This is a genomic window from Streptomyces sp. CoH27 (genome assembly GCF_020181035.1).
Classification (GTDB): Bacteria; Actinomycetota; Actinomycetes; order Streptomycetales; family Streptomycetaceae; genus Streptomyces; species Streptomyces camelliae.
The window spans coordinates 1-12,042 of sequence record NZ_JAIQYY010000070.1; the positions used below are offsets into that span (position 1 = coordinate 1).

13 protein-coding genes and 1 pseudogene are annotated in these 12,042 nt (G+C 71.2%); 9 read left to right on the plus strand and 5 right to left on the minus strand.

The window, feature by feature from the left end; translation table 11 throughout:
- Positions 1–9 precede the first annotated feature (9 nt).
- The 5 genes from LE548_RS44375 to LE548_RS44395 all read right to left on the minus strand — a co-directional run bounded on the left by LE548_RS44375 (position 10) and on the right by LE548_RS44395 (position 3,467).
- Complete coding sequence (locus LE548_RS44375) at positions 10–486, minus strand: caspase family protein (RefSeq protein WP_225102720.1); 477 nt, start codon at positions 484–486, stop codon at positions 10–12.
- Entirely contained in the window at positions 483–812 is a 330-nt protein-coding gene (locus LE548_RS44380; RefSeq protein ID WP_308031205.1) for a hypothetical protein, read from the minus strand. The genes LE548_RS44375 and LE548_RS44380 overlap by 4 nt, the downstream gene beginning before the upstream one ends.
- Positions 813–1,386: 574 nt before the next feature.
- Positions 1,387–1,713, minus strand: a complete 327-nt coding sequence (locus LE548_RS44385) for a sulfocyanin-like copper-binding protein (RefSeq protein ID WP_225102721.1) — start codon at positions 1,711–1,713, stop codon at positions 1,387–1,389.
- A 281-nt stretch (positions 1,714–1,994) separates the two neighbouring features.
- A complete protein-coding gene (locus LE548_RS44390; protein ID WP_225102722.1) occupies positions 1,995–2,273 on the minus strand; it encodes an SHOCT domain-containing protein in 279 nt (92 codons plus the stop codon).
- Positions 2,274–2,588: 315 nt separating this feature from the next.
- On the minus strand, positions 2,589–3,467 hold the full coding sequence (locus LE548_RS44395) for a universal stress protein (protein WP_225102723.1): 879 nt from the start codon (positions 3,465–3,467) through the stop codon (positions 2,589–2,591).
- A 305-nt stretch (positions 3,468–3,772) separates the two neighbouring features.
- On the opposite strand from LE548_RS44395, the gene LE548_RS44400 reads away from it, so the two are divergent.
- The 9 genes and pseudogenes from LE548_RS44400 to LE548_RS44440 form a co-directional block, all read left to right on the plus strand.
- Positions 3,773–4,738, plus strand: a complete 966-nt coding sequence (locus tag LE548_RS44400; RefSeq protein WP_225102724.1) for a ferritin family protein — start codon at positions 3,773–3,775, stop codon at positions 4,736–4,738.
- A 233-nt stretch (positions 4,739–4,971) separates the two neighbouring features.
- Complete coding sequence (locus LE548_RS44405) at positions 4,972–5,676, plus strand: response regulator transcription factor (RefSeq protein ID WP_225102725.1); 705 nt, start codon at positions 4,972–4,974, stop codon at positions 5,674–5,676.
- A complete protein-coding gene (locus tag LE548_RS44410) occupies positions 5,673–7,019 on the plus strand; it encodes a HAMP domain-containing sensor histidine kinase (protein WP_225102726.1) in 1,347 nt (448 codons plus the stop codon). The genes LE548_RS44405 and LE548_RS44410 overlap by 4 nt, the downstream gene beginning before the upstream one ends.
- Positions 7,020–7,154: 135 nt before the next feature.
- Positions 7,155–7,520 (plus strand): hypothetical protein, encoded by a 366-nt coding sequence (locus tag LE548_RS44415; RefSeq protein ID WP_225102727.1) that lies wholly within the window; start codon positions 7,155–7,157, stop codon positions 7,518–7,520.
- Positions 7,517–8,482, plus strand: coding sequence for an FAD:protein FMN transferase (locus LE548_RS44420; protein WP_225102728.1), 966 nt, complete (start codon positions 7,517–7,519; stop codon positions 8,480–8,482). The genes LE548_RS44415 and LE548_RS44420 overlap by 4 nt, the downstream gene beginning before the upstream one ends.
- Positions 8,479–9,165 carry a ferric reductase-like transmembrane domain-containing protein gene (locus tag LE548_RS44425; RefSeq protein ID WP_225102729.1) on the plus strand — a complete coding sequence of 229 codons (687 nt, stop codon included), beginning with the start codon at positions 8,479–8,481 and terminating at the stop codon, positions 9,163–9,165. Before LE548_RS44420 ends, LE548_RS44425 begins: the two co-directional genes overlap by 4 nt.
- Positions 9,162–10,496 (plus strand): NADH-ubiquinone oxidoreductase-F iron-sulfur binding region domain-containing protein, encoded by a 1,335-nt coding sequence (locus LE548_RS44430; protein WP_225102730.1) that lies wholly within the window; start codon positions 9,162–9,164, stop codon positions 10,494–10,496. Before LE548_RS44425 ends, LE548_RS44430 begins: the two co-directional genes overlap by 4 nt.
- The gene (locus tag LE548_RS44435; RefSeq protein WP_225102731.1) at positions 10,493–10,705 is read left to right on the plus strand and encodes a ferredoxin; all 213 of its coding nucleotides are present in this window, start codon (positions 10,493–10,495) and stop codon (positions 10,703–10,705) included. Before LE548_RS44430 ends, LE548_RS44435 begins: the two co-directional genes overlap by 4 nt.
- Before the next feature lie 133 nt (positions 10,706–10,838).
- Positions 10,839–11,975, plus strand: a pseudogene (locus LE548_RS44440) (HAD-IC family P-type ATPase); the annotation flags it as partial.
- Positions 11,976–12,042: the final 67 nt, after the last annotated feature.

The window sequence follows — 12,042 nt, forward strand, 5'->3', positions numbered from 1 at the left end:
CGACGGAACTCACCGCATAGCCTCAAAGAAGAGATCACCGAGTGGCCGTCGATACACCACTCCCGCGGACGTGACCAAGCAGCAGTCCAGCACGAGCACATGCCGCTCTGCGGGGCCTGCCAGAACAGCCTGGCGCAACCAGTCGTAGGGAAGCGCCGACCCCACCCATTGCTGATGGGATCTGGGCAACGCGAGTTGCAAGGCGTTCTGCAGGTCGATCAACCCGTGACCGGCGTAGTACACGAGAAGCGTGTCGCGGGCGTGCTCGACAGCGGATCGGAGCTCGGTCATCACTTCATCGTTGGATGTCGGGTTCGACACGACCACACAGTTCTGCGGTGCCAGCCCCCAGGAAGTAGGAAGGGAAAGGGCTTCGGCAAGCGCTGTGAGGTTATTGGCGACAGCCGGAAGCTGCTCCAGGTGGTCGAATTGGCTGGAACCAATCAGGACGGCTCGTGATGCTCCTGGGTCGGGCAGCACACTCACTCGCCCTGCCCCTCCCCGGCCTGCCCCTCACTTAAAATCCGGATCACCCGCTCCACCTCCTCGTCACTGCAGTTCGTGAGCGAGACGGTGGTGTCGTCACGGCTGATCGTGATCTGCGGGCTCCGTGGTCGCGTCCGTTTCCATGCAACGACTGCCATCACGAATGAGGCCGCACTCCACCCGTTCTCAGTCACCAGCTTGATCACTTCGACAGCGGAGCCCATCTGCCCGGGCTGGAGCGCCCCTTCCTGTAGTTCCAAGGTGGCCGATCGGCGCACAACCGCATCACTCCGCAACCAAGTGTGGAGTGAGCGCAGCTCACCCACACCGTGTTCCATACGCAGATCAACGCGCACAACGTCCCCCTCCCCTTACCAACTGTCTCTGCTCGGCGTCTGCGATCCCATAGTCGGTCAAAGTCACAGCCCGCGAGGGGCGTTCGTAGGAACGATGCGCGATCCCGCCCCCATCACCGGTGGCACTGCGCAGACGCTCCACGAACGGATTCAGCACACATCAGGCCGGGAAACCCCGTGAACACGTGAGAACTACGGACGGGTGTTTTCCCAGGCCAGACACCCTGCGGTCGACGTTTCTGCAGGTCACCCCGCCCAGGGAAAACTCCTAAAGCGGGTGTCGCAGGTTCGAATCCTGCCGGGGGCACAGGGAAACACCAGGTCAGGGGCCCTTCCGTCCAGCGGACGGGAGGGCTCCTGCGCTTGCAGCACACGAAACCAGGCCAGCCCCCTCCCGCCCATTCGCTGCACAAGTAACTTCAGCCATCGGTTGCGCGAGGGCGGGGCATCAGGAGACACCCGTGCCGCTGATAAGGGCCTTCGTTCTGTGTCGGGATCTCGTGCCGCCATCAGCGCCGGTTCGGGCAGCCGCCGATTCCGTCACTCACCGAGTGACGTCCAGCTCGGCGTACATGCCGGCCGCGTAGTGGCCCGGGACGTTGCACAGCAGCTCATAGCGGCCCGGCCGCAGCGTCACCGTGGTCCAGGCCGCCGCGCCGGAGGCGATCCCATCTCCGGCACCGCTGCCGCAGGTGCGCGACGCCTCGCCGAGGCTTCCCGCTTCCGAGACCCGGCCGTCGGAGCCGATGGCACGTTCTCCGGCAGTCTGGCCCGCCGACAGCGGCAACACGATCACCTCGTGCGTGAGGGCTCCCGCATTGACCACCCGTACCGTCACCACCCCTGCCGGAACGGTCGCGGGTTGGGTCACCAAGCGCATCATGCCCATGCCGTACCAGCCGGGATGGCCGTTGTTCGGTGCGGGCCAGTTCGGGCCCCGCATCATGCGTCCCGTGTCCCACACCGTCACATCGACCGCACTGCCTTTCGCGCCCGGTGCGCTGCATCGTGAGCTCTGCGCTCTCCAGGAGGACGGTGCCGCTCTGTGAAAGGCGCCGGACGCGGCCATCAGGCCCGTCGTGGCGACGCCCAGAATCAAGGCCGCCAGGCCAATGGCGATCGCCGTCCATACCTCTCGGCGGCGATGCGGAGTCATTGGTGCTCCCGAAGCAGCGCGAGCCGACGTTTGTACTCGTCCTCGTCGATCTCACCGCGCGCAAACCGCTCGGCGAGCAGGTTCTCGGCTCCTCGGTTCTGCCCTCCGCCCCATCCGGAAGGTGGAGGCGAGTCGGGCTGCTGATGGTGACGCGTACCGGCGAGGTAGCGCACGAGTGCGATGAACCCGACGATCAGGACCGCCCAGAACAGGACCATGAACACCGTCATGACGATCCAGCCGCCCCAGCCCCAGCCGCCGTCGTACCACATCATGCCGATCACTTCCCTCGGCTGACTTCAGCGTCGATGCGTTAATGCCAGGATGAATCCGTGAGACCTCAGTCGGTCTGGGCCACAGTTCCCGAGCGTAGGGCCGGAGGGCCCAGCGCCCCATCCGGCTCCGCCGTCCACAGCTGTGTGGAAAATCTTCGCAGAGCACAACGTGCCGACCATGCCGGTTACCGCCCTGGCAGGCTGTGCGAGTAAGGCTCGCTGTCGGCTCTTGGCAAGCGCACGACTCTGACCGCCCTCGGCTGTCGGTTCACCTGACCGGCGCCGACATCAAAGCCAACGGAGAGGTGGCGGTGGTCACTCCTTGCCGCGGACCACGGCGACTGAGCAGTGCGCGTGATGCAGCAGGGCCTGGCTGACCGAGCCGAGCAGCAGGCCGGTGAAGCCACCGCGTCCGCGCGCACCGGCGACGACCAGCTGCGCGTCGTGACTCGCTTCGATCAGTGCCGGGCGGATCCGTGCGCGCACCAGGCGCCGCTCCACCGTGACCTGGGGGTAGCGCGTCTGCCACGGAGACAGGGTGTCGTCCAGCAGCCGTTGCTCCTCCTCGCGGAGCCGGTCGATGTCGACCACCATGTTCAGCGGGTCGCCCGGCCCTTCGTAGGCCCGTTCGCTCCAGGTGTTCCACACGTGCAGGGCCAGCAGGTCCGCACCGCGCATCGACGCTTCGGCAAAGGCGAACTCGACAGCTCGCTCGCCTGCCGGGGAGCCGTCCACCGCCAGCAGCACGGGACCGGTCGGGTTCGGCCTGCCCCGTACCACCAGCACCGGGCAGCGACCGTGGGCGGCCAGATGTACGGCGGTGGAACCGAGGAGCAGGCTGCCGAACGCGCCCAGCCCGCGGCTACCCACCACGACGAGCGAGGCGGTGCGCGACTCGATCTCCAGCACCATCAGTGGCTCGCCGACGGTGACCTCTCGTGTGATGTCCACACGCGGCGCGATCGCGCGTGCCCGCTGCTCGGCCTCAGCCAGCGTGCCGTCCACCAGCTCGCGCACGCCCGCCCTGGCAGGATCCCAGGGCGGGCCACCAGGCGGTGGATGGATCGAGGGCCACCCGAAGGCGTGCACCAGCCGCAGGCCGACCCCGCTCAGCGCCGCCTCGCTTGCCGCCGTCTCGACCGCGTCCAGGCTGGACTGTGAGCCGTCGACTCCAACGACGACTGGTTTGGCCATGCCGCGCCTCCTCGCCAAGCCGACTCTGGGACCGCCCGCCCGGCTCTCGTCCATCCTCCGCCACTGTGCCGCGCAGCGCATTGGCCCCGATGGCCCTCCCGGCAACCCTTCGAGGCAGCGATGCCGCACGTGCCCGTGGGCGTGCTCCCAGGTGCCGCCGTACCACCGCCGTCGCGTAACTAACCCCGTTCCTGATCACGCTCGGTCAGCACCCGAAAGGCTCAGCAGACACGGCATGGGTGCACCCGAACGGGTCCTATGAGGAAGGGGCGCTGTCACCCAAGAGGCCCCCGGAGGAGGAAGTCGTGTTCCGCCACTCGATACGTACGCTCCTGGTCGGTCTGTGCGCGCTGACCGCGGCATCGCAGGCGGCCCCCGCCCTGGCCCTCGCCGCACCGGCCGGCCCCCACCCGCAGCTTCAAGCCGCCCGGGCGCTTCGCGCGCAGACGCTCACGGACCTCACCACCGCCATGAAGGGCGAGGCGTTCGCCTATGCCTCCTACAGCCTCTTCGGCACTCAAGCCGACGGAGCGGCCCACGCTGCCGTCGGACAGCTTTTCCGGACCACGGCGCAGACCGAGCTGAACGAGCACCTGCACGAGGCAGCCACGCTGACCGGAGTGGTCGGCACGAACGCGGCCAACCTGCGCCAGGCCATCAAGGGTGAGACGTACGAGCACCAGGTCATGTACCGCGGCTTCGCGGCGCAGGCCCGGCAGGACGGGGACACAAAGGCCGCCGAACTGTTCACGGAGATCGCCGCCGACGAGGGCCGCCACCGCGAGGCCTTCCGCACGGCACTCACAGCCGTTACCTCCGGCCACGGCATCATCCCGGCCCCGAGCGCCGCCAAGACAGCCGCGGTACCCGCCGGGCCGCCACAGGTGAGCGCCGCCCGCACGAAGACCAACCTGGACACCGCCATGCACGGCGAAGCCCTGGCCTACGCCAAGTACATGCTCTTCGCGGCGCAGGCGAAGCAGACCGGAAACCCCGCACTGGCCCGTCTGTGGGAAGGGACGGCCGCCGTCGAGCTGCACGAGCACTTCGCAGGCGAGGCGGTCCTGGCCGGACGGGTGGGCACCACGAAGGCGAACCTGAACAAGGCCATCACCGGGGAGCGCTCGGAGGCGACCACCATCTACCCGGGGTTCGCCAAGCAGGCGACCGCCGTCGGTGACACCGCCGCCGCCTCCTACTTCCGTAACACCGCCGCGGACGAGGCCCGACACGCCGCCGCCTTCCAGGCAGCGCTGAACCAGCTGCGCTGAGCGCCACGCCCTGGCTGAACCCCATGGCGGCCAGGTGGCATCAGGAGCCACCTGGCCGCCATCGGTTTGAACGGTTTGGTGGCCTCGTGACCGACTTGCGTGCCGGTACGACGGAGTGGCGCGGACAGCGCGATACAGGGACGAACGGCCCTGCCGTCGCATCCGGCGCGAGGGGCAGGCTGGATGTCGGTACGGATATCTGATCTCACGGCCGGGGAGGACGGGCAACGGGCATGGGCGCCAGGGACACGGGCGTGGCCGAGGAGACGCGGGTGCTGGTCGTCGAGGACGACCGGGGCATCGCGGAGTCCCTCGTGCGCGGTCTGCAGCAGGTCGGCTACGCCGTCGAGGGCGTTCGAACCGGGCGGGCGGCGCTGTCGGCCCCCAGCCCTGATGTGGTGCTGCTCGACCTGGGGCTGCCCGACATCGACGGCGTCGAGGTATGCCGCAGGCTGCGGGCGCGGTCGGACGCCGCGATCATCGCGGTGACCGCGCGGGGCGAGGAGGCGGACCGGGTGGTGGCCCTGGACGAGGGCGCCGACGACTACCTGGTCAAACCGTTCGGGCTGGCCGAGCTGCTCGCGCGGATCCGGGCCGTGCTGCGCCGCCGTCGCCCCATGGAACCAGAGATTCTTCGGCATGGCCCGCTGGCGCTCGACCTGCGTACCCGGCAGGTCTCGGTCGACGGACACGTGGTCGCGCTGACGCCGAAGGAGTTCGGCATCCTGGAGTGCCTGGCCGCCGATCCCGGGCGGGTGGTGAGCCGGCAGCAGGTCCTGGAGCGGGCGTGGGATGCCGAGTGGTACGGCCCGACCAAGGTGGTGGACGTGCATGTCGCGGCGCTGCGCCGCAAGCTCGGCGTGCCGGGGCTGATCGAGACCGTCTACGGGCACGGGTTCCGGCTCGGGGCGGTCCAGGAGTCCCGGGAACGGTCGTGACCCGCCGGATCACCTGGACGCTCGTGGTCCTGACCTCCGTGCTGCTGGTGCTGGCGGTCGTACCGCTCGCGGTGTCGATGACGGCCCGTGAGCGTGTCGCCTTCCGCGACAGCCAGCGGGCGGCCACGCGGGTGATCGCCGCGGCGGCCGAGGAACACCTCTCCGACCGCAAGCCGGCCACCGCCATGCGCCAGGAGCTGGACGCCGCGGCCCGCGTGGGGAACTGCGCCGCCGTGTACGGCGCCTCCGCACGGCTGGTGGCCAGTACGCCCTGTACGGCGGCCCAAGGTGAGGAGGCGGACGAACTGGTGGAGAAGGTCCTGGCCGGACACGAACCGGAGCCGCCGGAGAACGAGGGCCGACTCCTGACGGCGGAGCCGGCCGGTGAGGTACGCGGCCCCTCGGGCGTGGTCGTCCTTGCCCGCTCCGCGGCCCCGCTCGACGCCCGGATCGCCGCGATCTGGGGCTGGTCCGCCGCGATCGGAGCGGTGGGGTTGGCCGCTTCCGTGCTGCTGTCCGTCCGCCTCGCCCGTTGGGTCAGCCGCCCGTTGTCGAGACTGGACGTCAGCGCGCAGCGGCTGGGCGAGGGTGCGCTCGGCGAGCGGGCCGAGGTCGTCGGCGGCCCCCCGGAGATACGTCGGCTCACCGCCACTTTCAACACCATGGCGGCTCGGATGGAGGCCCTTGTGCACGGTCACCGGGCCGTGCTGGCCGATGTTTCCCACCAGTTGCGCACCCCGCTGGCGGCGCTGCGGCTCCGGCTCGACGTCCTGGCCGCCACGGCGGAGGGCGACACCGCCGCCGAGCTGGCGTCCGCCGAGGAGGAGATCGTCCGGCTGTCCCGGCTGGTCGACGGGCTGCTCGCGGTCGCGCGCGCCGAGCAGGCGACGCCCCGGCCTGTCGCCGTCCGGATCGACGAGGTGGTGGCCGAGCGGGTGGCCGCCTGGTCGCCGGTGGCCGAGGAACGCGGTGTACGGCTGACCGTCTCCGACGGGCCTGCGGTGTCCGCCGCGCTCGGTGCGGGTCACCTGGAGCAGATCCTCGACAACCTGATCGCCAACGCCGTGGACGCCGTGCCCGAGGGCGGGAAAGTGACGCTCGACCACCAGGCGACCGACGAACTGGCCCGCGTGCGCGTCCAGGACGACGGCCCCGGGATGAGTCCCGAGGCGAAGGATGTCGCATTCCACCGGTTCGGCAATCCGGAGGCCAGGGGCACCGGTCTGGGGCTCGCCATCGTCCACCGCCTGGTGACTTCCAACGGCGGAACGGTACGGCTGGAGGACACGCCGGGCGGCGGGCTGACCGTCGTACTGGACCTTCCGCTGTGGCCGGAGGGCTGACCCGGGCCGACGACTCGGTGACCCAAGATCTTTACCAGTCCTGAAAAGGACGTGAGCGAGTTTCTGGATGCCGCCGTCACAACCTGAAGGTGCACGCAGCCGATCCGGGCCGCCCGATCACCAGGAGCCGCTGCCATGGCACTTTCACCCGACGACTTCGACCAGAACCTCTCCCCGGCCGGTTCCCCCGGCGCTCGCGATCGCGGACTGCGGCGGACCCGCCGCCTCACCCGGTGGCTCGCCGTCACCGCAGTGGCCGCGACGGCCGCCCTCGGCGGCGTCTACACCCACCTGATTCCCGGGAGTTCGCCCTCCTCCGCGCCCTCGCCCCCACCCGCGCAGGGTCCGCCGACGTCGTCCACCACGGCGAGGGGAGACGACGAGGAGGGCGCTTCGGACGACGGGAAGGCACCGGCCGTCACCAAGCCTGCGCCCCAGGCCCCGGCCCAGCCGCCCACCTCCACCCAGCAGAAGCCGCACACCACCACGGGTGCGTCATGACCACGCACAGCCCCGAGCCGACCCTCGCCAAGGTCAGCTTCCCGGCCCTCGGTACCACGGCCGTACTGCTCGTCACCGAGCCACGTGCTCTGCCCGCCGCGGAAGCGATCCTGCGCGCCGAGCTGGCCGTCATCGACCGCACCTGCAGCCGCTTCCGCGCCGACTCCGAACTGACCCGGGTGAACCTCACCGCGGGCACCGCGACGACGGTCAGCGAAGGCTTCGCCGAAGCCCTCTACGTCGCGCTGCGGGCCGCACAGCTCACCGACGGCGCGGTGGACCCGACGGTCGGCCACGCGATGGTCGCGCTCGGCTACGACCGCACCTTCGCCTCCCTGCGCCCCGACGACGTCCGCCCCCTGCCACCACCCCAGCCCGTCCCCGGATGGCGCAGGATCAGCTTCGACCCGCACACCCGACGGTTGTGCCTGCCCCCGCACACCCACCTCGATCTGGGGGCGACCGCGAAGGCCCTCGCCGCCGACCGCGCCGCCCGCAACGCCGCTGCGGTCACCGACTGCGGCGTCCTCGTCAGTCTCGGCGGCGATCTGGCGACGGCCGGACCGGCACCCGAGGACGGCTGGCGTATCGCTCTGGCCGATGACCACGCCCGGCCCGCTGCGGACCACGGTCCCGCCGTCGCGATCGCCGGCTGCGCAGTGGCGACCTCCGGCATCCGCGTGCGCACCTGGCGGCGCGCGGGGCGCACCCTGCACCACATCGTCGACCCGGCCACCGGCCAACCGGCCGCCCCCGTCTGGCGCACGGTCACCGTCGCCGCGGCCACGTGTGTGGACGCCAATACCGCCAGTACGGCGGCGATCGTGCTGGGCGAACGGGCCGTCGACTGGCTGTGCAGCACCGCGCTGCCCGCCCGACTGGTCGACCTCGATGGCTACGTCGTACGGCTCTGCGGCTGGCCCCCCGACTCCGACGCTCCCGCTCCAGGAGGTCCGCGATGACGACCCTGGCCCTCACGGGCAGCCCCCTGTGGTACGCCAGCCGCGCGAGCGGCACCCTCGCCCTGATCCTGCTCACCGCCACCGTGGCACTCGGCATCGCCGCCGGCGGGCGCGCCGCACCCCGCCGCATCGGCCGGTTCGAGATCGGCCTGCTGCACCGCAACCTGTCCCTGCTCACACTGGCGTTCCTCACCACGCACGTGGTGACGGCCGTACTCGACCCGTTCGTCCACCTGGGGTGGGCGGTGTCCGTGGTGCCGTTCGGGGCGTCGTACCGACCGCTCTGGCTCGGCCTGGGCACGGCCGCGCTCGACCTGCTGCTCGCGGTGCTCGTCACCAGCGCCCTGCGGCAGCGCCTGGGCGTGCGCCGCTGGAAGGCCGTGCACTGGCTGGCGTACGCGGCGTGGCCGCTCGCTCTCTTCCACGGCGTCGGCACCGGTACCGACACCCGACTGCCGCTCCAGCTGTGGCTTCACGCCGGATGCCTCGGCGTGGTGCTGGCAGCTGTGTGGTGGCGGCTGGCCAAGGCCGGCCCGGGCCGTATCACCGGGCGCCTGCTGGCCGCCACGGCTGCGATCGCCGTACCGGTCGTGCTCGGCGCGTTCCTCGCGACCGGCCCGTTGCAGCCGGGCTGGGCCCAGCGCGCGGCCAGCACGACGATCACCCTGGGAGGTGGACGGTGAGCTCCCCAGCCACGGCGCCTTTCACGCGCCTCCACCTGTCAGCGGCTCCCGGCGAAGCCCGGCTGCTGGCGGACTGGTACGCCACTGGGCGACCGGCCACCCTGAACGACCACCTGACGCGCTACGGGCCAGCCCCTGTCGCTGCCGCGCTCGGCGGCCGTGGGTCGATGCCGCTGGTGGAGGCCGTCGAAGCGGCCCGGCTTACCGGGCGGGGCGGCGCGGGCTTCCCCACCGCCCGCAAGCTGCGCGCCGTGGCGGAGCACCGCGGCCGCGCGGTGGTCGTCGTCAACGCCATGGAGAGCGAACCGGCCAGCCGCAAGGACCAGTTCCTCAGCGCCGTCGCACCCCACCTCGTGCTCGACGGCGCCGTACTGGCCGCGGCCGCGGTCGGCGCGGACACCGTCCACGTGTGCCTCCCCCGCGACCGCTCCGCCCAGTACCGGCAATTGAGTGCGGCCCTGGACGAGCGTCGCCGCGCCCGCCTCGACTTGGTCCGGCTGCGTCTGCACGCCCTTCCCCACACCTACGTCTCCAGCGAGTCGACCTCGCTGGTGCGCTGGCTCAACGGAGGTCCAGCCCAGCCGCAGGGCAGCCCGCCGCGCACCCACGAACGCGGAGTCGACCGGCGCCCCACGCTCGTGAACAACGCCGAGACCCTCGCTCACCTAGCCCTCATCGCCCGCTACGGCCCCGACTGGTACCGGCAGGCGGGCACCCCGGACGAGCCCGGCACCACACTCGTCACCGTCTCCGGTGCCGTCGCCGCCCCGAGTGTGCTAGAGGCAGCACTCGGCACACCGATGACCACACTCCTCGCGCGAGCCGGAGAACCCACCGAACCCCTGCGAGCGGTCCTGCTCGGCGGCTTCGCCGGCACCTGGCTCCCGACAGCGCACCTGGACACGCCCCTCGCCCGGCGTGACCTCGCTCCGCTGGGTGCCGCACCCGGCGCCGGGGTCCTCGTCGCGCTGCCCCGAGCGGCCTGCGGGCTGAGCGAGACGGCACGGATGCTCACCTACCTGGCCGCCCACAGCGCCCGCCAGTGCGGCCCCTGCCGGCTCGGGCTGCCCGCCGTGGCCGAGGATTTCACCGCTCTGGCCGTCGGACGAGCTGACCCTGGACTGCTGGCCCAGCTGCGCCACCGCACCGGTCTGCTCCCCGATCGTGGAGCCTGCCGCCACCCGGACGGGGCCGCCCGGCTCGCGGCCTCGGCCCTGCGCGCCTTCGCCGACGACGTTGACCACCACCTCGCCCACGGCCCCTGCCTCGCCACCGACCAGCCACCCCGCATCCCCATACCACCCGCAACACCCCCGGAGACCTGGCGATGACCAGCACCCGAAGCCTGCGCGTCAACCGCATCGCCTGCACCGGCCAGGGCCTGTGCGCCGAACTCCTGCCCGAGCTGATCGACCTCGACGAATGGGGTTACCCCATTCTGAGAGGACGGGCTGTGCCCGACGAGTTGCGCAGCCACGCCCGCCGAGCCGTCGCCGCCTGCCCCCGCCTGGCCCTCCATACCGACCGGCGCAGGCCATGACCAGCACACGCAAGCACCGTCTGTTTGGCCCTGCAACAGGGCCGGACGTCCTCTCCCGCCGACACCTGATGGCGCGATGTGCTGGAGGGGGACCGGCCCCACGATCGCCGCGCCGGACGGACCGAGGTATGTCATGACCCACCGCACGTTCACCGCACAGCTGCGCCGCCTGACCGCAGCGGTCGTGTCGTCACGGCTCGAACCCGCACTCCTGGCCGTCACCGCGGCGGCCCTGACAGCCGGCGGCATCGCCTGGCTCACGGGGGCCGGCAACCTCGCCGACCTTCTCTGGGCCCTGGGCACCCTGACCGCCGTGCTCCCCGCGGTGGGATGGGTGCTTGCCTCATTGCGGCACGGACATGCGGGTGTCGACCTGATCGCCGTCCTCGCGCTGGGCGGCACCCTGGCCGTCCACGAATACCTGGCCGGTGCGCTGATCGCGCTGATGCTCGCCACCGGCCGCACCTTGGAAGCGGCAGCCCAGCGACGCGCCTCCCACGACCTGCGCGCCCTGCTCGAACACGCACCGCGCTCCGCCCGCCGCCGCACCGATGCGGGGGTGACCACGGTGCCACTTGCCGAGGTCGCCATCGGTGACCTGCTCGTCGTCGGCCCCGGCGAGGTCGTCCCCGTCGACGGCCGGGTGGAAAGCGCCACCGCCGTCCTCGACGAATCGGTACTCACCGGCGAGACCCTCCAGATCGAGCGGGTACGGGATGAGTTGGTGCGTAGCGGAGTGGTCAACGCCGGAGGCGCCTTCGAACTGCGCGCCACCGCCACCGAGCAGAACAGCACCTATGCCGGGATCGTACGGCTGGCCCAGCAGGCCGGCGCCGAGTCCGCGCCCGTCGTACGCCTGGCCGACCGGTACGCCGCCTGGTTCCTGCCCCTGTCGCTCACGGTGGCGGGACCGGCCTGGCTGATCAGCGGCTCCGCGGTCCGCGCGGTCGCCGTCCTCGTGGTCGCCACCCCCTGTCCGCTGCTGCTGGCCGCCCCCGTCGCCATCGTCTCCGGCCTCTCCCGCGCCTCCCGCCTCGGCGTCGTCATCCGTGACGGCGGAGCTCTGGAGAACCTCGGCCGCGCACGTACGCTCCTGCTGGACAAGACCGGCACCCTCACCCGCGGCCGCCCCCGCGTCCTCGACGTCATCGCCGCCCCCGACGTCAAGCCCGCGGAAGTCCTGAGACTGTCGGCCTCGCTCGACCAGTACTCGCCCCACGTCCTCGCCCAGGCGATCGTCGACACCGCTCGCGAACGCGGACTAGTACTGCAACCGCATCTGGGGTGACGATCAACGTCGCCTGTCGTTGATGTGACTGTGTGCTGATGCGCTGACG

Coding starts and splice junctions, on each gene's coding strand:
- LE548_RS44405 (WP_225102725.1), top strand. CDS start 4,972: ATGGGCGCCAGGGACACGGGCGTGGCCGAGGAGACGCGGGTGCTGGTC.
- LE548_RS44425 (WP_225102729.1), top strand. CDS start 8,479: ATGACGACCCTGGCCCTCACGGGCAGCCCCCTGTGGTACGCCAGCCGC.
- LE548_RS44435 (WP_225102731.1), top strand. CDS start 10,493: ATGACCAGCACCCGAAGCCTGCGCGTCAACCGCATCGCCTGCACCGGC.
- LE548_RS44420 (WP_225102728.1), top strand. CDS start 7,517: ATGACCACGCACAGCCCCGAGCCGACCCTCGCCAAGGTCAGCTTCCCG.
- LE548_RS44415 (WP_225102727.1), top strand. CDS start 7,155: ATGGCACTTTCACCCGACGACTTCGACCAGAACCTCTCCCCGGCCGGT.
- LE548_RS44395 (WP_225102723.1), bottom strand. CDS start 3,467: ATGGCCAAACCAGTCGTCGTTGGAGTCGACGGCTCACAGTCCAGCCTG.
- LE548_RS44390 (WP_225102722.1), bottom strand. CDS start 2,273: ATGATGTGGTACGACGGCGGCTGGGGCTGGGGCGGCTGGATCGTCATG.